The 25,111-nt window shown below is 67.4% G+C and carries 18 protein-coding genes and 1 tRNA gene; 12 read left to right on the forward strand and 7 right to left on the reverse strand.

Annotation, left to right across the window (positions count from 1 at the left end; genetic code table 11):
* Positions 1-55: 55 nt before the first annotated feature.
* Complete coding sequence (locus tag FHS74_RS15170) at positions 56-727, reverse strand: glutathione S-transferase family protein (RefSeq protein ID WP_184801988.1); 672 nt, start codon at positions 725-727, stop codon at positions 56-58.
* A gap of 70 nt (positions 728-797) precedes the next feature.
* Here FHS74_RS15170 and FHS74_RS15175 point away from each other — a divergent pair, with 70 nt between their 5' ends.
* The 3 genes from FHS74_RS15175 to FHS74_RS15185 are packed head-to-tail and all read left to right on the forward strand — an operon-like array spanning position 798 to position 2,557.
* Positions 798-1,271, forward strand: a complete 474-nt coding sequence (locus FHS74_RS15175; RefSeq protein WP_246463152.1) for a GNAT family N-acetyltransferase — start codon at positions 798-800, stop codon at positions 1,269-1,271.
* A 13-nt stretch (positions 1,272-1,284) separates the two neighbouring features.
* Positions 1,285-1,974: a hypothetical protein gene (locus tag FHS74_RS15180; RefSeq protein ID WP_184801989.1), complete on the forward strand. Its 690-nt coding sequence runs from the start codon at positions 1,285-1,287 to the stop codon at positions 1,972-1,974.
* A 31-nt stretch (positions 1,975-2,005) separates the two neighbouring features.
* Positions 2,006-2,557 carry a hypothetical protein gene (locus FHS74_RS15185; protein ID WP_184801991.1) on the forward strand — a complete coding sequence of 184 codons (552 nt, stop codon included), beginning with the start codon at positions 2,006-2,008 and terminating at the stop codon, positions 2,555-2,557.
* 96 nt (positions 2,558-2,653) lie between these two features.
* Here the strand turns inward: FHS74_RS15185 and FHS74_RS15190 are convergent, their stop codons facing one another.
* Positions 2,654-3,913 carry a polyhydroxyalkanoate depolymerase gene (locus FHS74_RS15190; RefSeq protein ID WP_184802368.1) on the reverse strand — a complete coding sequence of 420 codons (1,260 nt, stop codon included), beginning with the start codon at positions 3,911-3,913 and terminating at the stop codon, positions 2,654-2,656.
* A gap of 541 nt (positions 3,914-4,454) precedes the next feature.
* Between FHS74_RS15190 and recQ the strand changes: the two genes are divergently transcribed.
* The 5 genes from recQ (at position 4,455) to acnA (ending at position 11,922) form a co-directional block, all read left to right on the forward strand.
* The gene (gene recQ / locus FHS74_RS15195) at positions 4,455-6,452 is read left to right on the forward strand and encodes a DNA helicase RecQ (RefSeq protein WP_246463153.1); all 1,998 of its coding nucleotides are present in this window, start codon (positions 4,455-4,457) and stop codon (positions 6,450-6,452) included.
* A 159-nt stretch (positions 6,453-6,611) separates the two neighbouring features.
* Positions 6,612-6,686 (forward strand) — tRNA-Thr (locus tag FHS74_RS15200).
* 150 nt (positions 6,687-6,836) lie between these two features.
* Positions 6,837-7,535, forward strand: a complete 699-nt coding sequence (gene phoU, locus FHS74_RS15205; protein ID WP_184801993.1) for a phosphate signaling complex protein PhoU — start codon at positions 6,837-6,839, stop codon at positions 7,533-7,535.
* A 718-nt stretch (positions 7,536-8,253) separates the two neighbouring features.
* Positions 8,254-8,886 (forward strand): TerC family protein, encoded by a 633-nt coding sequence (locus FHS74_RS15210; RefSeq protein WP_184801994.1) that lies wholly within the window; start codon positions 8,254-8,256, stop codon positions 8,884-8,886.
* A gap of 327 nt (positions 8,887-9,213) precedes the next feature.
* Positions 9,214-11,922, forward strand: coding sequence for an aconitate hydratase AcnA (gene acnA, locus FHS74_RS15215; RefSeq protein WP_184801997.1), 2,709 nt, complete (start codon positions 9,214-9,216; stop codon positions 11,920-11,922).
* 135 nt (positions 11,923-12,057) lie between these two features.
* Here the strand turns inward: acnA and FHS74_RS15220 are convergent, their stop codons facing one another.
* A complete protein-coding gene (locus FHS74_RS15220; protein WP_184801999.1) occupies positions 12,058-13,434 on the reverse strand; it encodes a hypothetical protein in 1,377 nt (458 codons plus the stop codon).
* Between the two features lie 41 nt (positions 13,435-13,475).
* The gene (locus tag FHS74_RS15225) at positions 13,476-14,729 is read right to left on the reverse strand and encodes a flagellar biosynthesis protein FlhF (RefSeq protein WP_184802001.1); all 1,254 of its coding nucleotides are present in this window, start codon (positions 14,727-14,729) and stop codon (positions 13,476-13,478) included.
* A 549-nt stretch (positions 14,730-15,278) separates the two neighbouring features.
* Here FHS74_RS15225 and FHS74_RS15230 point away from each other — a divergent pair.
* Positions 15,279-17,624, forward strand: coding sequence for an ATP-binding protein (locus tag FHS74_RS15230; RefSeq protein ID WP_184802003.1), 2,346 nt, complete (start codon positions 15,279-15,281; stop codon positions 17,622-17,624).
* Between the two features lie 32 nt (positions 17,625-17,656).
* Here FHS74_RS15230 and FHS74_RS15235 read toward each other — a convergent pair whose 3' ends face one another.
* From FHS74_RS15235 to FHS74_RS15245, 3 genes are read right to left on the reverse strand one after another with little or no spacing between them, the layout of a single operon-like run.
* Positions 17,657-18,322 carry a periplasmic heavy metal sensor gene (locus FHS74_RS15235; RefSeq protein WP_184802005.1) on the reverse strand — a complete coding sequence of 222 codons (666 nt, stop codon included), beginning with the start codon at positions 18,320-18,322 and terminating at the stop codon, positions 17,657-17,659.
* Positions 18,319-18,888 carry a hypothetical protein gene (locus FHS74_RS15240; RefSeq protein WP_184802006.1) on the reverse strand — a complete coding sequence of 190 codons (570 nt, stop codon included), beginning with the start codon at positions 18,886-18,888 and terminating at the stop codon, positions 18,319-18,321. Before FHS74_RS15240 ends, FHS74_RS15235 begins: the two co-directional genes overlap by 4 nt.
* Positions 18,889-18,898: 10 nt before the next feature.
* Positions 18,899-19,459, reverse strand: coding sequence for an RNA polymerase sigma factor (locus FHS74_RS15245; RefSeq protein ID WP_246463154.1), 561 nt, complete (start codon positions 19,457-19,459; stop codon positions 18,899-18,901).
* Positions 19,460-19,999: 540 nt separating this feature from the next.
* Between FHS74_RS15245 and FHS74_RS15250 the strand changes: the two genes are divergently transcribed.
* From FHS74_RS15250 to phoU (FHS74_RS15260), 3 genes are all read left to right on the forward strand, one after another.
* The gene (locus FHS74_RS15250; RefSeq protein ID WP_184802008.1) at positions 20,000-22,282 is read left to right on the forward strand and encodes an NADP-dependent malic enzyme; all 2,283 of its coding nucleotides are present in this window, start codon (positions 20,000-20,002) and stop codon (positions 22,280-22,282) included.
* Positions 22,283-22,566: 284 nt separating this feature from the next.
* Positions 22,567-24,069, forward strand: coding sequence for an ATP-binding protein (locus tag FHS74_RS15255; RefSeq protein ID WP_184802010.1), 1,503 nt, complete (start codon positions 22,567-22,569; stop codon positions 24,067-24,069).
* Between the two features lie 241 nt (positions 24,070-24,310).
* Positions 24,311-25,075 (forward strand): phosphate signaling complex protein PhoU, encoded by a 765-nt coding sequence (gene phoU / locus FHS74_RS15260; protein WP_184802012.1) that lies wholly within the window; start codon positions 24,311-24,313, stop codon positions 25,073-25,075.
* Positions 25,076-25,111 lie beyond the last annotated feature (36 nt).

The raw sequence follows: 25,111 nt of genomic DNA on the forward strand, positions 1-25,111 counted from the left end.
GCCCGCGGTTTGGGGCCTGTCGTCAGGCTGGACAAGGCACGGCCCCGGTCGCGTCCTAGAAATCCAGATCGGCGTAGTGCTTGGGCGGGGGGACGCCCGGCAGGTGGTCGCCCAGCAGGGGACGGAAGCTGGGCCGGCACTTGATACGCATGTACCAGTCCTTGGCCTCGGGATGCTGGTCCCAGGGCACATCGCCCAGATAGTCGATGGTGGACAGGTGCGCCGCCGCCGCGATGTCGGCCAGCGAGAAATCATCACCCGCCAGCCATTTGCGCCGGTCCGCCAGATAGGCGATGTAGTCCAGGTGGTAATGGATGTTGGCCAGGCCCGCGCGGATGGCCTGGGCATGCGGCGTGCCGTATCCGGAGAAGCGCTTGATCAGCTTCTCCCCCACCAGGTTCTCCGTCACTTCCAGGTTGAACTTGACGTCGAACCAGGCCGCCAGGCGCCGCACCTCCGCCCGTAACAGCACCTCGCGCCCCAGCAGCGTCGGGGCGTGGGGATAGGCCTCTTCCAGGTAATTGCAGATGGCGGCATGCTCCACCACCGCCGCCCCGTCATCCTCGATCAGCACCGGCAGCTCGCCGGCGGGGTTGAGCGCCAGGAACTCCTCACGGCGTTCCCACGGCTTCTCGACCTCAAGGTCGACCTCAAGGCGCTTCTCCGCCAGGACGACGCGCACTTTGCGCGCGAACGGCGACAAGGGATGATGGACAAGTGTACGCATGTGGGCCGGCAATCTAACGTAAGTGTGTGGATTTCAACAGAGTCTAAAGGCCTTAAGCGGAGATCACCCTATGGCCATGACCGAGGCGACCGCCCTGGAAATTAAGATAGAGCCCATCGGCCCGGCTGACGAGGCCGCATGGCGTCCCTTATGGGACCAATACTGCGCCTTTTACCAGGTCAGCGTCGATCCGGGCGTGACATCCACGCTATGGACCCGGCTGATGGACCCCACGTCGGCTGTCAGGGCGCTGGTGGCGCGCGGGGCCGATGGCCGCATCCTCGGCTTCTGCCACTACGTCCTGCACCCCAACACCTGGGGCGTCAGCCTGATCTGTTATCTGGAGGATCTGTTCACCGACCCCGCCGCGCGTGGTCGCGGCGTGGGCCGGGCGCTGATCGGGCGGCTGGTGGCCCTGGGACGGGAACAGGGCTGGGGCCGGATCTACTGGCACACGCAGGAGACCAACACCACCGCCCGGCGCCTGTACGACAGCGTGACCGACGGCGCCGATGGCTTCGTGCGCTACGTCATACGGGCGTAGGGCGTGCGACGCTTTGACGCATGCCGGTCGATCGAGCGATCGCGAGGTCGTCGTTGACAAAAACGCAAGCATCTTTGCTTTATCGCAAGCGAAGATGGAGCGTCACTCTGCCAGGATCGCGCTGAAAAGCCATTATATTTCAAATGACCTCAAAAAAAGAAGCCAGACAAAGATGAACATTCTGAAGGGTTTTACTATTGCCGCCTTACTCTTTTCCATTTCCGGGTGCACATCAACAAGCACCGTTGAATCGAACAAGTCTCCCCAGTACGTCGCCAATATACACAAATTATTCATCGCCGCTAATCTTGGCATGACCTTATATACATCTGAAGGGAACGAGACAGACGCCTTTCTGAACGGGGTCAGCCGCAGCTTGGCAGAATGCGGAATTCAATCGGCCTCTTACGCAAAAATTCCCCAAGCCCAGAATGATCCCACGCCGCAGCGCATCGCTGAATTTGCTCCCGACACCATCCTGACCATCACATGGGTCAAGGAGAGCAAGGGAACCAACGGCCATATCATTGACTACTTGGCGTCCCTCTACGATGCCCAGAGCAAGTCCGTCGTCTGGAAGGCCAACATCACCCTCACCCAGTATTTCAAGGCGTCCGAAGAGCTGTCCGGTGCATTGGTAGGCCGCATGAAAAAAGACGCCCTGATCAGCGCCACCTGCGCCGGCCCCTCGGCCAAGCGCTAATTTCCCCATTCCACAACCCATGGATAGGCAAATGCCTGTTGGTCACGTGCTTACCAAAAAAACCCGCGGCATCATCCTCTGTGCCCTTCTGGTGACATCGCCTTTGGGGGCATGCAGCAGCACCACCGTCCAATCAACCAAATCGGCGCAGTTTACAGGCCCGGTGAAGCGCCTGTTCATTGACATGGACATGGGCGAGGGATTGCGGACAACCGTCGATGACGAAACTGGTGATTTCATCGCCACAGTCAAAAACACACTAGCGTCCTGCGGCACCGACTCCGATTTTCACACACGAGACGCGCTAGCGTTGAATGACACGATGCCGGATCGGATTCGGAAGTTCGGACCTGATTCCGTGCTTAGCATCCGCTGGCTGTCGGCGCAGACCCAGGGAGCTACCTACATCATCCACTATCAGTTGCGGCTTACTGATCTAAAAAGCAAATCAGTGGTCTGGACGGCCATCATTGACCTTCATCACCAATGGTCTCCAGCCGAGAAAATGGCCGAAGCGATAATCGGTCGGTTAAAGACGGACGGCTTGATCAATTCCGTCTGCGTCGCCGCTGGCCCCAAATAGCCCTATCCGTCAACCAAACAGAATCGATATTTCCATGAAAAAAGGGCGGCCCCGTCGGAGCCGCCCTTTTTCATGTCCAGACCAGAGGTCACCCGATCAGACGGCCACATCCCGGCGCGACTGGGCCGCGCGCTCGTGGCTGCGGATGAAGTCGCGCACGCGGGGCATGATGTGCTCCCGCCAGCGCCGGCCGTTGAAGATGCCGTAGTGGCCGACGCCCTGTTGCAGGTGGTGCTGCTTCAGCGTCTCGGGCAGGCCCGAGCAGAGGGCATGCGCCGCCACCGTCTGGCCGGGGGCGGAGATGTCGTCCAACTCCCCCTCCACCGTGAACAGCGCGGTCTTCTTGATGGCCGACGGGTCGACCCGCACGCCCCGGTATTCCAGGGTGCCCTTCGGCAGATTGTGTTCCTGGAACACGATCTGCACCGTCTGCAGATAGAACTCCGCCGTCAGGTCCATGACCGACAGGTATTCGTCGTAGAAGCGGCGATGCGACTCGGCGCTCTCACCGTCGCCCCGCACCAGGTGCTTGAACAGGTCGACATGCGCGCCGACATGCCGGTCCAGGTTCATGGACATGAAGCCGGTCAGCTGCACGAAACCCGGATAGACGTGGCGCATGGCGCCCGGATAGTAGACCGGGACCGAGGTGGTCACCGTCCGCTCGAACCAGCCGATGTCGCGGGTTTCCGCCAGCTGGGTCACCTGGGTGGGCGACACGCGGGTGTCAATGGGGCCGCCCATCAGGGTCATGCTGCGCGGCTGGCAGGCATCCTCGGTCTGCGCCATCACGGCGGCCGCCACCAGCACCGGCACGGCCGGCTGACAGACGGCGATGACGTGGGTGTCAGGCCCGAGGAAGCGGATGAAATCCATCACATATTCGACGTAGTCGTCGAAATCGAAGCGGCCCCGCGACAGGGGCACCAGCTTCGCGTCGATCCAGTCGGTGATGTAGACGTCGTGGGCGGGCAGCAGCGCCTCCACCGTGCCGCGCAGCAGGGTGGCGTAGTGGCCCGACATGGGGGCCACCACCAGCACCTTGGGGTCGCTGTGCGGCGTGGCGCGCTGGAAGTGGCGCAGCACGCAGAAGGGCTTGCGCAGCGCCGCCTCCTCCGTCACCGCCACCTCGCGGCCATCGATGTGCGTGATGTTCAGGCCGAAGTCCGGCTTGCCCCAGCGGCGCGTCGTGCGCTCGATCAGTTCGCCCGCCGCGGCCATGGCACGGCCCATCCCGGTGTAGGAGGCGGGGACGAAGGGGTGGCGGAAGGTCGCCTGTGTCGCCTCCGCCACCAGGCGGAGCGGGGTCAAAGCGGCATGGTGCAGGTCAAACAGCTGGTACAGCACGCGGATCATCCTCGTCATTGGACGTGGCGGCGCCGGGGGCCCCTTGTGTCTTGGGGTCGGCGTCTCGGGGACAGCAGGCTTGCCGCGAAGGCGGCCCCAGGCACGCCGCTTACCCAACTGCCAGCCTCGGGGTCCATCTCCAAGGGGGTAGGCGGCCTTTCAACTCGGCCTCGTCCCTTATCCTAGCTGGGTAAGGATGAAAAGGCCCTTAATGAAGGGTGAGGGCACCAAACGATACCGGTCACATTTCCGCAATATCCATTCACACACTCCGCCAAAATGTTCAAGAATATTGCGTCGACGGCCCCTTGGCTCCCGGCGACGGCGACGCGGCCCGCGCTGAAACAGCGTCACGCCCACACGTCGAAACCGCCGACGTTCCCTGGATGTTCCGGCGATGAGACCCGCCCCACAGGAAGCAGTGGACATAGCCCCCCTATGGCCCCTAGATATGGGCTTATCCTGCGCCGATACCCGCTATCCCTGGCCCCTGCCTTGGCATCCTGGCCCCTTTGGCCTGCCTGGGGCCGGCCCCTGCCCCAGAGCCGTCATGTCCAACGCCCGGCCCCTTCCCACCAGCCTGTTCGATCAGGAACCCGATTTTCCGGAGAGCGGCCACCCGGACATGGGCGACTTCGTGCCGGACCATTACGGCGAAGCGCCCGAGCCCAGCATCGTCCACGGCGACTGGCCGGACGACGAAGGCCCCCAGGTGACGCGGGACCCGGTGACGGCGGCCCGTGACATCCTGAAGCGCGTCTTCGGCTATTCGGCCTTCCGCGGCAACCAGGAAGACATCATCACCCACGTCATCCAGGGCGGCGACGCCCTGGTGCTGATGCCCACGGGCGGCGGCAAGTCGCTGTGCTTCCAGATTCCGGCGCTGGCCCGGCCGGGGGTCGCCATCGTCGTCAGCCCCCTGATCGCCCTGATGCGCGACCAGGTCGACACCCTGCGTCAGGCCGGGGTGCGGGCGGCCTACCTGAACTCCACCCTGGACTGGCGTGAGGCCCTGGACGTGGAGCGGGCCTGCGAGCGCGGCGACCTGGACCTGCTCTACGTGGCGCCGGAGCGGCTGGTGACCCCGCGCTTCCTGGAACTGCTGGAGCGGTCGCGCATCTCCCTGTTCGCGCTGGACGAGGCGCATTGCGTCAGCCAGTGGGGCCACGACTTCCGGCCGGAGTATCTGCAGCTGTCGGTGCTGCATGAACGCTTCCCCACCGTGCCGCGCATCGCCCTGACGGCCACGGCCGACGCCCAGACCCAGGCCGACATCGTGGAACGCCTGGCCCTGGGTGAGGCGCGGCAGTTCGTCTCCAGCTTCGACCGGCCCAACATCACCTATCGCGTGGCGCCCAAGGACAATGAGCGTCGACAGCTGCTGGACTTCATCCGCCGCCACCATGCGGAGGACGCGGGCATCGTCTATTGCCTGTCGCGCGCCCGGGTGGAGGCGCTGGCCGATTGGCTGCGGGAACAGGGACTGGACGCCCTGCCCTACCACGCCGGCCTGGACCCGGCCATCCGCCAGGCCAACCAGGACCGCTTCATCAAGGGCGAGGGCGTGGTGGTGGTGGCGACCATCGCCTTCGGCATGGGCATCGACAAGCCCAACGTCCGCTTCGTGGCGCACATGGACGCGCCCAAGAGCCTGGAGGCCTATTATCAGGAGACGGGCCGCGCCGGCCGCGACGGACTGCCCGCCAACGCCTTGATGCTGTACGGCCTGCAGGACGTGGTCATGCTGCGCCAGATGATGGACGCGTCGGACAGCAGCGAGCAGCACAAGCGGACGGAACGGCGCAAGCTGGACGCGCTGCTGGGCTTCTGCGAGACCGCCCACTGCCGCCGCCAGGTGCTGCTGACCTATTTCGGGGAGGAGCATCCCGGCAACTGCGGCAACTGCGACACCTGCTTCGAGCCGGTGGAGACATGGGACGGCACGGTGGCGGCGCAGAAGGCCCTGTCGGCGGTCTACCGCACCGGCCAGAAGTTCGGCGTGGGCCACCTGATCGACGTGCTGCGCGGGGGCGCCACCGAGAAGGTCGTGCGCTTCGGCCACGACCAGCTGAAAACCTTCGGCTGTGGCGCCGACATCCCCAAAAGCGATTGGCAGACGGTGTTCCGCCAACTGGTGGCGCTGGGCCATCTCACGGCCGACCCGGAGGGCCATGGTGGCCTGATGCTGACCGACCAGGCGGCATCTGTGCTGAAGGGACAGGAAACCGTGCGCCTGCGCCGCGACCGCGCGGTGCTGTCGGGCGATGGGCGGCGTGGCGCCGGGCGGGCCAGCGGCGGCGGCCGCGCCGGCCCCACACTGTCACCGCCGGACGACACGCTGTGGCACCGCCTGAAGGCCGTGCGCCTGGACCTGGCCAAGGCCCAGGGCGTGCCGCCCTATGTCATCTTCCACGACAGCACGCTGATGGAAATGGTGATCAACCGGCCGCGCGACCTGACCAGTCTGGGCCTGCTGCCGGGCGTGGGCGTGCGCAAGCTGGAACGCTACGGCGCCACCTTCCTGGACGCGATCCTGGCCGCGACCTGAGCGGCGGCGGCCCACCGGAGCTCCGCCACCCGAGCGGCCCCCCAGGGCGTCCCGGGGGCGTTCCTCAGGCACCCCGAGGGAACTAAATGGACTAAGACCGCAGCGGCCTGTTGCCATCCGCGTTTCGGTCTGATAATACCCCCCTCCATTCCAAGGGGCGCCCCAATAGCTCAGTGGTAGAGCAACCGCTTCGTAAGCGGTAGGCCGTTGGTTCAAATCCGACTTGGGGCACCATCCTTCCCACCATTCCCGCATCGCCGCATGATCGAACGCCCTGCCGGGCGGGAAATGCGCCGTTCCTGCGGCGTACGGTCGCACGATTGCAATATGATGACGGTATGGTGGCGCCACCCTGGTTTCCACCCCTTCGCTGGATGCACGCCCATGTCCGAGCCGCTGCCCCGTCACATCGTCACCTCCTATGAAAACGAGCTGCAGCGCCTGGACGCGCTGGTGGCGGAAATGGGCGGGCGGGCCGAACAGCAGTTGGAACAGGCAACCCGCGCCGTGCTGGAGCGCGATGATGGATTGGCACGCGAGACCGTGGCCCAGGATCAGGTGCTGGACGCCTTGGAGCATGAGGTGGAAAGCCTGATCATCCGCCTGCTGGCGCTGCGCCACCCCATGGCCATCGACCTGCGCCACACGCTGGCCGCCATGAAGGCCTCCAACGCCCTGGAGCGGGTGGGCGACTATGCCAAGAACATGGCCAAGCGCGCCCTGGTGCTGAACAGCGTCCCGGTGATAGAGGCCACGGCCTCGGTGGGTCGGCTGTCGACCCTGGCCCGCCGGCAGTTGATTGACGCCATCGACGCCTTCACCCGCCGCGACACCGCGCTGGCCGCGGACGTCTGGCGCCGCGACCAGGAACTGGACGACATGCATGCCGGGGTGACGCAGGAGATTTTCGCCTGCGTGGCCACGGACCCCAGCCTGATCGAGGCCTGCACCAGCCTGCAGTTCATCGCCAAGAACCTGGAACGGGTGGGCGACCTGGCCACCAACATCGCCGAAATGGTGCAGTTCGATGCCACCGGCCGCCTGGTGGAACCCACCCGCCCCCGCGGCGGCGAGGCGAACTGATACCAACCCACCGTCAGGGCGATTCCGCCGTCGCGTGATTCGCCCTGACGTTCTACCGTCCATGGAAAATCCGGGACGCCCTCCCGAGTTTGGCGACTCGGTGCGTTGTCGTGCCTGCAAACCAGGCCTGTTCCGAGCCGGGGAGGCGCATGGCCTCTATTCGGGCCCTGCCGCCGGCCGGCCCGCGCCCCCGGCAATCGAACTACCCCCATAGCATAGGAACGCGTTCGCGGCAGGCGTGTGCCCCGGAACGGGAACCCTGTTTTCTTTTTCTTTATGCGTTAGGCGTTTAGCTTAATTTCGCGACGCGAATGCCGCCAAAGTTGCCAAATCAACCCCAACCAAAGGTTCAGACTAGATGAATTAACCCGTTCATCATTTGGCGGAAGAGCTACGATCTTAGGAAAGGAATTGAAAACGCGGCGTCGCGTAAAAGAATACATATCCTTTTGCTACCGGTTCATTGCTTGACAACTTTTACGCCATGAGCTTTAGGTAGGGTGTCCTGTATCACAGAGCAGGACCCAACTGCCAAAACTCTCGGCCCGCCACTTCTTGAAGTGTGCGGGCCGTATTTTATCCAAAATACATTATCAATTGGGCGCCGCATCAGGTAAAGCCGCCGCCAGCCTTGGGCCATTGCGGTTGCGATCCGGCGCGCGCTTATGCCGCGGCCGTGGTATGAAGGCGTCAATCCACGACCGGAACGGCTGACCCCATGTTGCTTGCTGAATTGACCGCCCTGATCCAGGTGCTGCTGATCGACCTCGTCCTGGCCGGCGACAACGCCCTGGTGGTGGGGATGGCCGCTTCAGGCGTCCCGGCCGCGCAGCGGCGCAAGGTCATTTTCTGGGGCATCGGCCTGGCCGTCATCATGCGCATCGGCTTCGCCCTGCTGGCCACCCGCCTGCTGGACATCATCGGCCTGACCCTGGCCGGCGGCCTGCTGCTGCTGTGGGTGTGCTGGAAGCTGTGGCGCGAACTGCGCAACCACGGCAAGGAGCCGGCGCAGGCCGAAGGCGGCCACCTGCCCTCCCTGGCGGGCAAGGGCGTGGGCACCGCCGTCCGCCAGATCGCGCTGGCCGACGTCTCCATGTCCTTGGACAACGTTCTGGCCGTCGCCGGCGCCGCCGAGGACCACACCTGGGTCATGGTTCTGGGCCTGGTAATGTCCGTCGCCCTGATGGGGGCGGCCGCCACCCTGATCGCCCGGCTGCTGGCCCGTTATTTCTGGATCTCCTATATCGGCCTGGCCATCATCGCCTATGTCGCCTGCCACATGATCTGGGACGGCGGGCTGGAGGTGGCGCCCTTCGCCCAGCATCTGATCGACCTGATCAAGGGGATTTGAGACCCTTCCGACGGGGGACGCCAAGAGGACGGGTGAAGCCCGGCCACCGGCCCACTGGGGGCTGGCGAATCTCGGCAGGGGAGACATGCGGTGATGCCCCTGCCACAACCCTCCGGGCATTTGATCGCAGGCGCAAAAAGCGGTAAACCTCGCGCGCGCGCCTTTCCGCCCTGACCTTCGTTCAAGGGCGTCCCCAGCCCGGTATTCCTATTTCATAAGGGGGCGCTCACGAGGGGGCCGGAAGGGCCGTCCGCATCACCGGCCATGACACCCGCTGAAGGGTGCCGGCGGCGCGGCACCATCCCCTTCCCCTAGGAGGCCACTCCTGTGTCCACGATCACCGGTCACGACACGCTGAAAACCCGCCGCAGCCTGAGCGTCGGCAGCAAGAGCTATGACTACTTCAGCCTCAAGGCGGCTGAGGAAGCCGGCCTGGGCGACCTGTCCCGCCTGCCCTACAGCCTGAAGGTGCTGCTGGAGAACCTGCTGCGCTTCGAGGACGGCCGCACCGTCAGCGTCGACGACGTGAAGGCCGCCGCCCAGTGGCTGGTCGACCGCCGCAGCGACCGTGAGATCGCCTACCGCCCCGCCCGCGTGCTGATGCAGGACTTCACCGGCGTTCCCGCCGTGTGCGACCTGGCCGCGATGCGCGAGGCCATGGTGGGCCTGGGTGGCAAGCCGGAGCGGATCAACCCGCTGACCGCCGTGGACCTGGTCATCGACCATTCCGTCATGGTCGATTACTTCGGCGGCCCCGAGGCGTTCCAGAAGAACGTGGATGTCGAGTTCCAGCGCAATGGCGAACGCTACGCCTTCCTGCGCTGGGGCCAGAAGGCCTTCAACAACTTCCGCGTCGTGCCCCCCGGCACCGGCATCTGCCACCAGGTGAACGTTGAGTACCTGGCCCAGACCGTGTGGACCGACGGCGACCAGACCGGCGCCACCGTCGCCTACCCCGACACCCTGGTCGGCACCGACAGCCACACCACCATGGTGAACGGCATGGGCGTGCTGGGCTGGGGCGTGGGCGGCATCGAGGCCGAGGCGGCCATGCTGGGCCAGCCCATCTCCATGCTGATCCCGGAAGTCATCGGCTTCCGCCTGACGGGCAAGCTGAAGGAAGGGGCCACCGCCACCGACCTGGTGCTGACCGTCACCCAGATGCTGCGCAAGAAGGGCGTGGTGGGCAAGTTCGTGGAGTTCTTCGGCCCCGGCCTGGACGCCCTGACCCTGGCCGATCGCGCGACCATCGCCAACATGGCCCCGGAATACGGCGCCACCTGCGGCATCTTCCCGATCGACGCCGAGACCATCCGCTTCCTGAACTTCACCGGCCGTGACGCCGACCGCGTCGCCCTGGTGGAGGCCTATGCCAAGGCCCAGGGCATGTGGCGCGACGCCAGCAGCCCGGAACCGGTGTTCACCGACACCCTGGAACTGGACCTGAACAGCGTCGAGTCCTCGCTGGCGGGCCCGAAGCGTCCGCAGGACCGGGTGCTGCTGTCCAACGCCAAGGCCGAGTTCGAGGGCGTCTTCGCCAAGGACTACGCCGGCAAGCCCGGCAGCAACCCCGCCCCGGTGGCCGGTTCCGACTTCACCGTCGACCATGGCGACGTGGTGATCGCCGCCATCACCAGCTGCACCAACACCTCCAACCCCAACGTGCTGGTGGCCGCCGGCTTGTTGGCCAAGAAGGCGGTTGAGGCGGGGCTGACCACGAAGCCGTGGGTGAAGACCTCGCTGGCCCCCGGCAGCCAGGTGGTGACCGACTATCTGAACGCCGCCGGCCTGACCCCCTACCTGGATAAGCTGGGCTTCAACCTGGTCGGCTACGGCTGCACCACCTGCATCGGCAACTCCGGCCCCCTGCCGGACGCCATCAGCGCCGCCGTGGACGCCAACGACCTGCTGGCCTGCTCGGTCCTGTCGGGCAACCGTAACTTCGAAGGCCGCGTCAACCCGCAGGTGAAGGCCAACTACCTGGCGTCCCCGCCGCTGGTCGTCGCCTACGCCCTGGCCGGCACCCTGCGCAAGGACCTGACGACCGAGCCCCTGGGCACCGGTAAGGACGGCAAGGAAGTCTTCCTGAAGGACATCTGGCCGTCGTCCGCCGAGATCGAGGCCGCCATCACCGCGTCGCTGACGCCGGAGATGTACCGCTCGCGCTACGCCAACGTGTTCCTGGGTCCGCAGCAGTGGCAATCCATCGAGACCGCCACCGGCCTGACCTACAAGTGGGAAGACGACAGCACCTATGTGAAGCTGCCGCCGATCTTCGAGGGCATGACCACCACCCCGGGTGCGGTGCATGACGTGAAGAAGGCCCGTCCGCTGGCCATCCTGGGCGACAGCATCACCACCGACCACATCTCCCCCGCCGGTTCGATCAAGAAGACCAGCCCCGCTGGCACCTACCTGATCAGCCACGGCGTGGAGCCGGTGGACTTCAACGGCTACGGCGCCCGCCGCGGCAACCACGAAGTCATGATGCGCGGCACTTTCGCCAACATCCGCATCAAGAATGAAATGGTGCCGGGCGTCGAAGGCGGCGTGACCAAGTACATCCCCACCGGCGACGTCATGTCCATCTATGACGCCTCCATGAAGTACCAGGCCGAGGGCACCCCGCTGGTGGTGTTCGCGGGCCAGGAGTACGGCACGGGGTCGTCGCGTGACTGGGCCGCCAAGGGCACCCGCCTGCTGGGCGTCCGCGCGGTTGTGGCCGAAAGCTTCGAGCGTATCCACCGGTCCAACCTGGTGGGCATGGGCGTCCTGCCCCTGCAGTTCAAGCCCGGTACCAACCGCAAGTCCCTGGGCCTGGACGGCACGGAAATCATCGACATCACCGGCGTCGAGGCCGGCCTGCAGCCCCGCATGGACCTGACCCTGACCATCACCCGCGCGGATGGCAAGGTCGAGACCGTGCCGGTGCTGTGCCGCATCGACACCCTGGACGAGGTCGATTACTTCAAGCACGGCGGCATTCTGCAGTACGTGCTGCGCAACATGCTGAACGAGCCCAAGGCGGCTGAGTAAGCGGTTGTTTGAGGGCTTGGCGGCATAAGGTCGCCAAGCCCTTCGACCTTCCTCCGGGAGGGTCGGTCCCAAAAGGAAAGGGGCGCTATCCGACCGGATAGCGCCCCTTTCCTTTTGGGTATGAATCCCGGACCGTCAGTCGAACTGCAGGTCGCTGACGGCCCCGCCCACCTCGGCCACGGGCAGCAGGCCCGGCGCCGTGAGGTCGCCGGCGCTCACCAGCAGGGTGCGGCCGGCGGCACCGGGGATGCCGGCGGCCTGGGCCAGGGTGGCCAGCGCCGCGCGGGTGGGCGCCTGGCTGATGACGCCGTTGCCGTAAACCAGAATGGAAACGGCCAGGGTGCCGGGCCGGCTCTTTTCCACCAGAGCGGCGGCATTCATCAGGCCGCGCAGGGTGGAGATTCGGGGAAAGCCGCTATCGGCGAGGGTGTCGCCCTCATCCCCCAGCACCCAGGTACGGCCGCCCAAATCCTCAACACCCACCAGGATGGCGAGCGGCATGCCCCGGTGCCGGCCGGTGGCCACCGCCACCAGGCCGCCATCCTGCGGCGTCTGCGGCAATTGCACCGTGGCGCCCAGGATATGGGACACGCTGGACAGAACGGACGACACCGCCTGGGCCAGGGCCTCGGGTCCCGCCGGCCGCATCAGGCTGGGCCAGGCACCGAACAACAGGGAGGCGAGACCGGCGGTGGAGCCGTCCGCCCGATCCGCCGGGGCGGCCGGACGCCGCAGCTTTTCCTCGACGGCGTCCAGTCGGCCGGCGAGGGCCTGCACGGTGGCCGGGACGGCGCCCGCGTCAGGGGCCGCCGCCTTGGACGGGGTGGGCGCGGCGGCAGGGGCGACGCCCCCCTTCACCTGTTCGCGCAGGTCACGGACGTCCAGTTGCGTGGCGCGCACGGCATTGACCACCCGCAGCAGCGATTCGTGCAGATGGTCGACCAGCTGGTTCAACTGTTCCGGCAAGGGTCCGGGCGGAACATCGGGCAACAGGACGCCGTTGACCGCCTTCGCATGGGTCAGCCAGTTCTCCAGGACACCGATACGCTGGGTGATGTCACCCAGGCTGCGCGACAGTTCCCCAACGCCGCGAAACAGGCGCTCCGTCTCTTCCGTCGGGCGGGCGGCATGGTGGCTGACCACGCCGGTCAGGTGGGCCACCCGTTCCCGCAATTCCTGGATCGACTGGCCCAGGGCGTTGATGCGCATCGTTTCCGGGAGCGAAACGACCGCTGAATGCATGGCCGTCAGGTCAGTGCGCAGGTCGCGCAGCCGGCTGCCCACATGCAGAGCCAAGTCGCGGACGATGGATTCGGCATAGTCGAAGGGGTCGACCCCCTCCTGGATTTCGCCCTCGCGCGTGGCGGTGCCAACAGCGCCGGCGGGCACGGGCGCCGCCGTCACGGCACCCGTGACGGCACCGGCGTCGGGTCCCCCAGGAATAGTCCCGGTAATGGTCCCGGAACCGGCGTCGCCATCGGGGCCTGGGGCGTCACGGTGCTCGTCGGTCATGGCATCGCTCACTGGGTGAAAAGCAGGAAGAGGGGCCGGCGTCACAGGTCGCCGGAAATGGTTTCAAGCAACCGGGCGCGGCGGGCGGCGGCCTGCTCACGCGACAACCGTGGCACCGCCGATGCGGTGGGGCGGGCGGCCGGTGGCTGCGGCGGCGGCACCGGCGCGTCGGAGGACGCCTGGGGCGGCGTCACCACCACCACCGGAATCGCCAGCGATGGCCCGGCCGCCCCCCCCACGTCCGCCACCGGCGCGGGGACGGCGGGCGAAGGGGCAGGGATGGGGGCGGCGGTGCCGGCGCGTGTAGCGGCGTTATCCGGGCCGGTGCTGAAGGAATGCAATGTCACCCGTGCGGCCGTGGCGGGGGCCACCGCCATGCGGGCGCCGCCGGGGACCGTCACGGTCGCGGACGCCGGGCGGGACGGTGTGGACAAAGGCTGCGCCGGAAGGGTGCCGCCGATGGTGGCGGATCGCACAGGCGTCGGCGGTGCCGCGCGCAACGACATGGCGCCGGGCACGCGCAGCGTGGGCGTGGGCACGGCCCGCATCTCCGCCCCGCTGCCGTCCCGCGCCGGCGCCTCGCGCCCCTTGGACAGCAGATTGGTGAACAGCGGCCCGCTGCGCGACGGCCGGGGGCCAGGAGCCACATGGCCGGGGTGAGGGGCGCCACCGGCGGGCGGCACGGGAACCGACAGCGGGGCAGCAGGCATGGCGGCAGCGGCGGGAACCGGTGGCGCGACGGGCGGTGGGGCGACCGTGATCTCCGCCTCCACCCCCGGGGGCGGAGCGGATGCCGCCGGGGCGGCGACCGTCCGCGCCTCCGTCGGCGGCTTGCCGCCGTCGCTGACATCGGCCAGCAGACGGCGAAGCACGGTGGCCGACGCGGTGCGCGCCTCCGCCGCCCGGGCGACGGCCTTAGCGGCCAGGGCGGGATCGATGCTGATCTGCAGGAAGCCAAACTGCTCCGCCGACAGCGATTGCAGCTTATGAGTCAGGCCCTCGGCCTGTTCATCGCCGGCGACATAGCGGCGGAAGGCCTCGATGGTGGAGGTCACCACCGCCGCGTCGCGCACGGCGCGGGAGGAGAAGACGGGGCTGCGGGCGCCATCGGAGCGGGCATTGTCGACGCGACCAACCTCCGCCGGGCCGCCCGACCCGGCGCCGGTCTCGAACGCCTCCGACGCCTCCCCCTGTGGCCCATCCCCGTCAGGCCCCTTGGCGGGAAGGAGAGCATCCGGTGGGGTCGATGCGTCGTCCCCCTTGCCGGCAATCCAGCCCATCACCTTCCGAAACATGCCACCCTGCCCCCTGCAAGAGACCGGATTATGACCCCACGGGTCCCGGCACGGCAAACGGTTTGCGCCCGCCGCTCGATCAAGACGGCCTAATGGTTACCACGGCCGATCCGACCAATTCAATTTTCTAGCCCCATCGAATTCTTCAGGCTCTTGAGCCCTTTAATGCAAGAAAAAAGGGGTGCTCCGCCGGTCTTTACCTCATACCGTCCCGTACGCGCCACCAACATGCGTCGTCTGTCGGGAATTGATCCGGCTCAGGGCCTCGTTCCATTTGCCCCGAGCGCGGGCGCCAAAAGTGGGGCGACGACAATTTTAAAATTTTAGGGGTTTTGTTGGTGGATAATTGCGCGCTCCATTCGCGAATGTGATTGGTTGACGCCGCAACTCATCGTAAAATCAGGCCTTGGGAAAATGGGCGATCGCCGCCGGACACTAGCCCGGCAGCGGCCAGGAACAAACGGCGCCGTTTCCCGCCATGGCAGTGGGGCCGTCCAGCTGGCAGGGGCCGGGCGGCCATCATCCGGACTGGATATCGGGGAACCGGACGTGCGGCGCTTGAAACGGGGATTGCGGCGACTGGGCCGCCCGCTAAGCAGCGGGGACCGCGCCGACCTCCTGGAAGCGCTGGGGCGCAGAGCCGAGTCGGTGCCCCGCCGGCGCCTGATCGAACTGGGTCAGCTTACCCTGATGGCCCTGAATCACCGGGAGGATTTCTGGCTGGTGCCGCTGGCGACACTGGTCGTTGCGGGCGGCGCCGCCACTTGGGCCCCTTGGCCCGCCACCGCCGCCTGGGGCCTGCTGTCCATCGCCACGGCGGCCGTCGCGCAGCTCGCTTTGCAGCGCTTCCTGACCCGGGCCGACCAGCTGAGCGATCCCCGGCCATGGCTGTGGCTGCTGACCACCGCCCGGCTGATGCCATCGGTGGCGTGGGGCTTGCTGCCGCTGTTCACCTGGCCCGGTGATCATCTGCCCGGCCGCTTCTTCCTGATCCTGGTCCTGGGCGCCGCCATGGCGTTGCGAACCGGTGGCACCGCCCCCCATCCCCTGGTGCTGAAGCTGCAACTGGTGCCCCTGACGCTGGCGCTGGTGGCGGTGACCGTTCCCCCGTTGATGCTCCCGCGCCCGGGTGGAGATGGCGCGCCAGGTCTGGCGCTGGTTCTCGGCAGCCTGCTCTATCCCGTCTTCCTCTACCGCATGAGCCGGCAGACCTGCCTGCGCCTGCGCCACATGCTGGAGTTGCAGCTGGATCTGGCGGCGGCCAAGCGGGCCGCCGATCATGCCAACCGGGCCAAGTCAGGCTTTCTGGCCACCCTGAGCCATGAGATCCGCACCCCCATGACGGGCATCCTGGGATTGACGCAGCTGCTGCTGGAAACGGGGCTGTCCATGCGCCAGCGCGACTATGTCCGCACGGTGCACGAGTCGGGCGAGTCGCTGCTGGCCATCCTGAACGACGTGCTGGACCTGTCCAAGGTGGAGGCGGGCAAGCTGGAGGTGGAGCGGACGGCCTTCGACACCGCCCCCCTGCTGGAAGGCGTGCGGGCGCTGATGTCCGGTCGGGCGGTGGAGAAGGGACTGGACCTGCAAATCCGCACAGGCCCGGACTTCCCCAACCGGCTGATGGGCGACCCGTTGCGCCTGCGCCAGGTGCTGCTGAACCTGGTGGGCAACGCCATCAAATTCACCGAGCATGGCTGGGTTCGCATCAGCGCGTCCGCCGACCGCCTGCCCGACGGCGGGGTCCAGTTCGGCATCATCGTGTCCGACACAGGCGTGGGCGTGCCCGAGGTCGCGCAGGGCCGCTTGTTCGAGACTTTCAGCCAAGCCAGCGTCGAAATCGCCCGTCGCTATGGGGGCAGCGGCCTGGGCCTGGCCATCGCCCGGCAGCTGGTCCAGGCCATGGGCGGCGAGATCGGCTTCCATAGCCGGCCGGGCGACGGCAGCCATTTCTGGTTCACCGTCCCCTCAGCCGAACCCGAAGATCGTCCCCACACGGCCGCCCTCGGTGCCGAGGTGCCCGCCCCGGCCTTGCCGCCACTCGCCGTGCTGGTGGTGGAGGATGTGACCGCCAACCAGGTGGTGCTGGACGCCCTGCTGCGGGCCCGGGGGCACCATGTCACGGTGGCCGCGGACGGCGCCACCGCGCTGCGCCTGATGGCGGGCGGCCGCTTCGACCTGGTGCTGATGGATATGCAATTGCCGGGCATCGACGGGCTGGAGACGGCGCGGCGCATCCGCGCCCTGGCCGATGACCGCCGGGCCCAGGTGCCCATCGTCGCCACCACCGCCAACGTCGACGCCGCTGACAGCGGACGCTGTCTGGCGGCGGGCATGGATGCCTTCGTCACCAAGCCCATCCGGCCCGACGCGCTGTTCGAGGCCATGCACCAGGCCTGGGGGGCACGCGGCGCGGTTGTCTGGCCGCAGGAGACACCGGCGCAGGACGTCCCCCTGCTGGACGTCCGGCAGATGGACATGGTCGCCCACGCCATCGGGCCCCAGGACCTGCCCGAGTTCGTGGCGATCACCGCCCGCACGCTGGTTGAGACGGCGGAACGCTTTCTGGAAAAGGTTCTGGGTGGGGATATTCCGGCCGCCGGCCAGGCAGCCCATACCCTGTACGGCGTGGCGGCGAATGTGGGCCTGACCGGCCTGTCGGCGGATACCCGCCGGGCGCAGCAGGCGTTGCGCGACGACCATCCGGAGATACAGCGGGCCCTGGCCGTCCGCTTGCGCGACACGGCGGAGGACGCCGCCGCCGCCCTGGTCCAATGGCTGGGCGATGACCAGCCCGGGGTCCAATGGCTGGGCAACGACCAGCCTGGGGTCCAATGGCTGGGCAACGACCAGCCTGGGCAGCCGGGTCAGGCCCCCGGCAGCGCCGTGGCCTGACCAGCTCATGGCGCCTTACCAAGGCGCCCCTGTCAGTGGGGCGTCACCGGCGCCGCGGTCGGGGCACGGGGCGTCACGGGGATACCGCCGTCGTTGCGCGGCGTGACGGCCGGGTTGCCGGCAGGTCCCGGGCCATCAGCTCCGTCCTCAAAAGGCGGCGGCGGGGGACCATCCTCCGGAAACGGCGGATGGTCGAAGCGGCCATCCGGACGCGGCCCCCCGGGCCGAGGACCGCCGTGCATGCCGCCCAGGATGAAGGGCATCTTCAGCTCAGACAGCTTCTTGCGCCCCTCGGGCGACATTCTGGACAGGGCCTCCACCACCGCGACCTGGCGCGAAGCCTCGAAGGCGCGGCGGCTGTCAGCCACTTTCTGCAAAGCGGCGGCGAGAGCCTGGGCGTCGAACCGATCGGCCGCCAGCAGGGCCTGAATCTCGGCCCAGCTCTCGCGGGCCTGCTTTTCCAGCGCCTTGAAGTCGGCCTGGTCGGGTGACATCGACTTCTGCAGCAACTCGGCATCCGCCGCTGGCAGGATATCGGTCAGGGACCGCGGCAAGTAATTGATGCCCGGCGCGGGCTCGCGACCCGGCGCGGCTTCACGGGGGTGGAAAAGGTGGGGGACGAAGGTGCCGGCCAGAAACAGGTTCACACCGACCGACGCGATGAGCAGGGGCCCACGCCACCGGCTAAACGAGCTCATCGGGCGCGGGTCTCCACCGTGTAGGAGGTGAACAGCAGGCTGGGCATGTCCGTCACATCCGCCTGGGCGGTTTCCACCGCGGCGACCGTCTGGGCACCAGTGTCGGCCGTGGTCAGGCTGGCCGAGGGGAGGGTCATCACCCCCACCATGATACCGGCGGCCGTGGCGCCCGCCAACCACCCGGCCTGGGGCGCGCGGACGCTCAGCCACGACAGGGCGGCGCGCACCACGTCGAAGGGTGAGGGCAGGAAGGTTTCCAGCTTGCCAGCATGGGCCGCCTTAGCGGGTGCCGACGCCGGCGCCGCCATCGCGTCCAGCCGGGCCAACGCCCCAGCCACCACGCTGTCGACCCGGGCGGCCGTGATCTCAGGTTCCGCCACCATGGACAGCAGCGCGTCCAGCCGCGCCTCGTTCACCACCAACTCATGCGCCGCCCCGTCATGGGCCAGCGCGCGCACCGCCGCGGCCCGGCGATCCGCCGGCCAGCGGGCGGGATTGCCGCCGTAAACGGCGGTCAGCGCCTCGATATCCTCCACGTCGAACGTGGACCATTCCCTGTCAGCCATGACCAACCCCCTAGACCTCACCCGTATCCTGAACCACACCGGACAGACGCGCCCGCAACGCGCGCCGGGCCCGGGCCAAAAGCGATTCCACCGCCGAAACAGAGAGGGACAGGATTTGCGCGGCGTCGGCGGCGCTGCGCTCCTCGTAATAACAGAGCGTGACGGCCAAGCGCTGCCTTTCCGGCAGCTCCGCCAACGCCTGGGAGACCAATTTGGCCGTCTGTTGCCGGGCCATCACGCTCACCGCGGATGGGGTCGGGTCAGGCGGCTCCGGTATTCCTTCCAAGCCGGCGAAGGCAGGACGCCGCCGCCGGTCCACACACAAATTCACCACCACCCGGTGCAGCCAGGTGGAAAACCGGGCGCGGCCATCGGGGATCCAGTTCTTGGCCCCCGTCCACACCCGGAGCATGGCTTCCTGCACCACCTCATCGGCGTCGGCCGCATTGCCCAGGATGCGCTGGGCCAGCTTCATGGCCTTGGGCGCGTGGCGGGAGGCCAGCAAGGCGAAAGCCTGCCGGTCCCCCTGGGCGATGCGGGCCAGCAGGGCGTCGTCCCCGGGCTCCGGCAATGAACCTGCCGCGGGCCCAACGGTGGGCGCGGCAGGGGATGAAGCCGTGGCCGCGCCCATACGCGGCTCCGGCTGGACAGATTCGTCCATCAGTTCCCCTGAAGAGTGACCCGGGACGTCTATGTCGCGAAGAGCATACATGACCCCTTATACGGGCCGCGGGCAATGCCCTGTCGGTAAGGTTGCCGAATAAAATCTAGGCGAGCGAGAGACGGGATCCAAGGCCGCCCATCGTAAAAGCACTGTCACGGAGGCGGTCCTGCCCCAAACCGCCGCCCCCGCTGACGGGTCCTGCCAAGCCCCGATTCGGGCAGGGCCCAGGATGCGGGCTTCGGCATGATCCCGCGTCCGGCGCCGCCCCCGACCTACCGCGATTGCAGCCCCGCCCGCGGAACAGAGGTCGGGGGCGGATTTGCCAGTGACCCCAGCCGGATCGCTCGGCTACCATCGCCCCAATAATCAGAAGGGCCGGCGAGAACCGGCCCGGCAATCAAAGGGCCGGCAACGACCGGACCCCTAGACGCGGTGGAGAGAGAACGTATGGCTGATACCGAGAAGCGCGTCACCGACGCCGAGGCCTTGCTGCTGCATTCCAGCGGCCGCCCGGGAAAGTTGGAAATCACGCCGACCAAGCCCCTGACGACGCAGCGCGACCTGTCGCTGGCCTATTCGCCCGGCGTGGCCGTGCCCTGCCTGCGCATTCATGAAGACCCCGCCCTGGCCTACGACTACACCGCCAAGGGCAACCTGGTGGCCGTCATCTCCAACGGCACCGCCGTGCTGGGCCTGGGCGATCTGGGGGCGCTGGCTTCCAAGCCGGTGATGGAGGGCAAGGCCGTCCTGTTCAAGCGCTTCGCCGACGTCGACGGCATCGACCTGGAAGTCGACACCCGCGACGTGGATGAGTTCATCAATTCCGTCCGCTATCTGGGACCCAGCTTCGGCGGCATCAACCTGGAAGACATCAAGGCGCCCGACTGCTTCATCATCGAGCAGCGCCTGCGCGAACTGATGGACATTCCCGTCTTCCATGACGACCAGCACGGCACCGCCATCATCGCCGCCGCCGGCCTGATCAACGCCCTGCACCTGACCGGGCGCACCATGACCGACGCCCGCCTGGTGGTGAATGGCGCCGGTGCGGCCGCCATCGCCTGCGTGGAACTGATCAAGTCCATGGGCATGCCGCATGAGAACGTGACCCTGTGCGACACCAAGGGCGTCGTCTACCAGGGCCGCACCAACGGCATGAACCAGTGGAAGTCGGCCCACGCCATCAGCACCGACGCCCGCACCCTGGCTGACGCGGTCAAGGGCGCCGACGTGTTCCTGGGCCTGTCGGTCAAGGGGGCCCTGACGGCCGAGATGGTGGCCACCATGGCGGCCAAGCCCATCATCTTCGCCATGGCCAACCCCGATCCGGAAATCACGCCGGAAGAGGTGAAGGCCGTGCGCGACGACGCCATCGTCGCCACCGGCCGGTCCGACTATCCCAACCAGGTGAACAACGTCCTGGGCTTCCCCTATATCTTCCGCGGCGCCTTGGATGTGCGGGCCAGCACGATCAACGAGGCGATGAAGATCGCCGCGGCCAACGCTCTGGCCGAACTGGCGCGCGAGGACGTGCCGGACGAGGTGGACGCGGCGTATTCCGGCCGGCGCCTGCGCTACGGCCCGGAATACATCATCCCCGTGCCCTTTGATCCGCGCCTGATCGTGAAGGTGCCGGCGGCCGTGGCCCAGGCGGCCATGGACACCCGCGTCGCCAAGCGCCCCATCGCCGACATGGAGGCCTATGGCCGCGCCCTGCGCCTGCGCCTGGACCCCACGGCCGACAGCCTGCAGCAGATCTTCGACAAGGTGAAAGCCAACCCCCGCCGCGTCGTCTTCGCCGAGGGCGAGGAGGAGCGGACCATCCGCGCCGCCCTGGCCTTCCGCTCCGCCGGCTACGGCACGCCCATCCTGATCGGGCGCGAAAAGGTGGTGGCGGAGCAGATGGCGGCCCTGGGCCTGCCGCAGGGCACGCATCTGGAAGTGCGCAACGCCCGCCTGTACCAGTCCACGGAAAACCAGCGCTACACCGACTTCCTCTACGGCCGCCTGCAGCGCAAGGGCATGCTGCACCGCGACTGCCAGCGCCTGGTGAACCAGCACCGCAACGTCTTCGCCGCCTGCATGGTGGCGCTGGGCGACGCCGACGCGGTGGTCACGGGCCTGACCCGCGACTTCTTCACCTCGTTCGAGGAAATCGGCCACGTCATCGACGCCCGGCCCGGCGCGCCCGCCTTCGGCCTGTCCGTGCTGGCGCTGCGCCAGCAGACGGTGTTCATCGCCGACACCACGGTGCATGAGCGCCCCACGGCCCAGCAACTGGTCTGCATCGCCGAAGGGGCCGCCCGCATGGCCCGCCAGATGGGGCATGAGCCGCGCGTCGCCTTCCTGTCCTTCTCCAACTTCGGGCAACCGATGCGGGAGCGGGCGCAGCACGTGCGCGACGCCGTGGCCCTGATGGACGAACGCGGCGCCGATTTCGAGTATGAGGGCGAGATGTCAGTGGACGTGGCCCTGGACCACGACCTGATGAAGCGCCTGTACCCGTTCAGCCGCCTGTCCGGCCCGGCCAACGTGCTGATCATGCCGGCGCTGCACACCGCCAACATCGGCGCGAAGCTGCTGCAGAAGATGGGCGGCGGCACCCTGATCGGCCCGCTGCTGATCAACCTGGAGAAGCCGGCGCAGATCGTGCAGATGGGCGCCACGTCCAACGAACTGCTGACCGCCGCCGTCATGGCGGCCCATGACAGCCTGTACAGCGCCGGCTGAGCGGAAGGTATCCAGTATACAGCCGCCGCCGGTCCCGGCCGGCCGGGGGCTGTGACCAGGGCCTTAAGTAAAACAGGGCCGCGGCCGACGGGGGCACCCCCAAAGGCCGCGGCCTTTTCTTATCAAGCGGGATTGGTCCGGTGACGGTCCCGGGATTAAACTTCCATGACGTGGGTTCCGGGCGCCAATCCTGCGCTATGTTCGTGGCAACGAACGGGGCGGCGCAGTTTTGACCTGGCCTGTTTTGGCCGGTCTTTCGGAATCAGCATGGGTGGGTTTGGGAGATGAGTCGTTTGGAAGCGCGTCCGGATCGTTTTGTCGCCATCGCCGTGCTGATGCTGGCGCCCACCGGCGCGCTGCTGGCGGCCCTGGTCCTGTCCGGGCGCCTTGATCCCCTGCTGGCCATCGCCGCCTTCGCCGTGGTCGGGGCCGTCACCGCCGTGGCCCGCCACCTGGTGCTGCGCGACAGCCGGCTGATCGCGGCATATCTGGACCAGGTGCGCGATCGCCGCACGCCCCTGCCCCCGCCCCAGGCCCGCACCCTGACCGGCGCCGCCCTGCTGGAGGACATCGCCCACCTGCACCAGGGCTGGCTGCGCCACCGGGAAGAGATCGAACACCGCCTGGCCGCCGACGAGGCGGTGGTTGAGGCGCTGCACGACCCGCTGATGCTGGTGGACGCCAAGCGCAGGGTGGGCCGCGCCAACTCCGCCGCCCGCGCCCTGTTCGGCGACCGCATGCTGACCCGCGACCTGGCGGTCAGCGTGCGCAACCCCGACGTCCTGTCGGTGGTGGACGCCGTGCTGGCCGGCGGCGACAGCCGGCGGGTGGAATTCACCCTGCCGCTGCCGGTGGAGCGGGTGCTGGAGGTGCGGGTGACCCCCTTCCGCCAACCGGCGGAGGACGGGGGGGAAGACGGCGAGATCACCGCCATCGTCACCCTGCACGACATCACCGCCATCAAGCGGTCGGAACAGATGCGCGCCGATTTCGTCGCCAACGCCAGCCATGAGCTGCGCACGCCCCTGTCGACCCTGGTGGGCTTCATCGAGACCCTGCGCGGCCCGGCCCGCGATGACGCCGACGCCCGCGACCGCTTCCTGGCCATCATGCAGGAACAGGCCGGCCGCATGTCCCGCCTGGTGATGGATCTGCTGTCGCTGTCCCGCATCGAACTGGATGAGCACACCCACCCGACCGGTGAGACCAACGTCGCCGCCCTGGTCCAGAGCGTGGTCGCCATGCTGGAGCTGAAGGCGGCGGCGCGGAAGATCACCATCAAGGTGCAGGGCGGGGAGGGCCTGCCGCGGGTGCAGGGGGATGAGGACCAGTTGACCCAGGTGTTCCAGAACCTGATCGACAACGCCATCAAGTACGGCCGCGAACAGACCGAGGTGGTGGTGACGCTGGAACGGGCGGACGCGCCGCCTATGCCCGGCGCCACTGGCATCCGCGCCCGCCAGGTGCCCCATGGCCCAAGGATTCAGGGCATCAAGGTGTCGGTGACCGACAAGGGCGATGGCATCGCCCGTACCCACCTGCCCCGCCTGACCGAGCGCTTCTACCGCGTCGATGCCGCCCGCAGCCGCGCGCTGGGCGGCACCGGATTGGGCCTGGCCATCGTGAAGCACATCGTCAACCGTCACCGCGGCCGCCTGACCATCGACAGTGAGGTGGGCAAGGGCAGCACCTTCACCGTGCACCTGCCGGCGGCCGACAAGGCGGAGAAGGCCGTACCCCAATCTGCCCCGAATCTGTCACAGGAGGGGGGCCGGGGCGCCGCCTGAGTATCATGGCGCAGCGGCGCGCGCCCCCAGGCGGCACCCCGTCATAAGGCATAAGCCGTTGAGACAGCGTCGTTTTCCTACCGCCGATCACGGGCGGACGTTGTCATAAAACTGTCGCCTGATTGTAGCAATTCCATAGCGACCTATCGCTATGGTCCACCCTGCCCGACCGGTGACGTGTCCCGCCGGACGCAGATTTTCATGCCCCGGCCGGGACCGCCGGGGACGGGGTGGTAAGAGAATGCCGGCGGAGCATACGGTTAAGTCGTTCGAGCAGCAGCTGCAGCGCCTGTCCAATCTGATCACCCAGATGGGCGGCGTGGCCGAGGCCCAGGTGGACGCGGCCGTCCAGGCCGTGGTGCGCCGCGACGTGGACTTGGCCGCCCGGGTCATGAAGGCCGATCTTCAGCTGGACGACTATGAGCGCAACATCGAGCAAGAGGCCGTGCGCATGCTGGCGCTGCGGCAGCCTGTGGGCAGCGACCTGCGCGAGATCCTGGCCGCCCTGAAAATCTCCGCCGACCTGGAACGCACCGGCGACTACGCCGCCAACATCGCCAAGCGCAGCATGGCGTTGGCCAAGCTGCCCGCCGTGCGGCCCGTCAGCGCCATCCCGCGCATGGGCAAGCTGGTGGAAAGCATGCTGAAGGATGTGCTGGACGCCTATATCGACCGCGACGTCGGCAAGGCCATCGACGCCTGGAACCGGGATGAGGAGCTGGACGACCTGTACACCAGCCTGTTCCGCGAGGTCCTGACCTATATGATGGAAGACCCGCGCAACATCACGCCCTGCACCCACCTGCTGTTTATCGCCAAAAACCTGGAACGGGCGGGCGACCACGCCACCAACATCGCCGAAACCATCCATTTCCTGGTGCTGGGCCGGACGCTGACGTCGGACCGGCCCAAGCATGACGAGTCCAGCTTCGTCGTCGGCCCCACCGCCGACGTCGATTTGCACGGCAGCGGCCTGCACGGCGCCGATGCCGTGGAAGACCTGTGATACATAGCACCCGACCCCGGACAGCCAGTTTTAGGG

It is taken from the genome of Nitrospirillum iridis (assembly GCF_014205765.1).
Taxonomy (GTDB): domain Bacteria; phylum Pseudomonadota; class Alphaproteobacteria; order Azospirillales; family Azospirillaceae; genus Nitrospirillum; species Nitrospirillum iridis.

Coding starts and splice junctions, on each gene's coding strand:
- FHS74_RS15210 (WP_184801994.1), top strand. CDS start 8,254: ATGTTGCTTGCTGAATTGACCGCCCTGATCCAGGTGCTGCTGATCGAC.
- FHS74_RS15170 (WP_184801988.1), bottom strand. CDS start 727: ATGCGTACACTTGTCCATCATCCCTTGTCGCCGTTCGCGCGCAAAGTG.
- FHS74_RS15255 (WP_184802010.1), top strand. CDS start 22,567: ATGAGTCGTTTGGAAGCGCGTCCGGATCGTTTTGTCGCCATCGCCGTG.
- FHS74_RS15250 (WP_184802008.1), top strand. CDS start 20,000: ATGGCTGATACCGAGAAGCGCGTCACCGACGCCGAGGCCTTGCTGCTG.
- FHS74_RS15225 (WP_184802001.1), bottom strand. CDS start 14,729: ATGTTTCGGAAGGTGATGGGCTGGATTGCCGGCAAGGGGGACGACGCA.
- FHS74_RS15175 (WP_246463152.1), top strand. CDS start 798: ATGGCCATGACCGAGGCGACCGCCCTGGAAATTAAGATAGAGCCCATC.
- recQ (WP_246463153.1), top strand. CDS start 4,455: ATGTCCAACGCCCGGCCCCTTCCCACCAGCCTGTTCGATCAGGAACCC.
- phoU (WP_184801993.1), top strand. CDS start 6,837: ATGTCCGAGCCGCTGCCCCGTCACATCGTCACCTCCTATGAAAACGAG.
- FHS74_RS15240 (WP_184802006.1), bottom strand. CDS start 18,888: ATGGCTGACAGGGAATGGTCCACGTTCGACGTGGAGGATATCGAGGCG.
- FHS74_RS15235 (WP_184802005.1), bottom strand. CDS start 18,322: ATGAGCTCGTTTAGCCGGTGGCGTGGGCCCCTGCTCATCGCGTCGGTC.
- phoU (WP_184802012.1), top strand. CDS start 24,311: ATGCCGGCGGAGCATACGGTTAAGTCGTTCGAGCAGCAGCTGCAGCGC.
- FHS74_RS15220 (WP_184801999.1), bottom strand. CDS start 13,434: ATGACCGACGAGCACCGTGACGCCCCAGGCCCCGATGGCGACGCCGGT.
- FHS74_RS15190 (WP_184802368.1), bottom strand. CDS start 3,913: ATGATCCGCGTGCTGTACCAGCTGTTTGACCTGCACCATGCCGCTTTG.
- FHS74_RS15185 (WP_184801991.1), top strand. CDS start 2,006: ATGCCTGTTGGTCACGTGCTTACCAAAAAAACCCGCGGCATCATCCTC.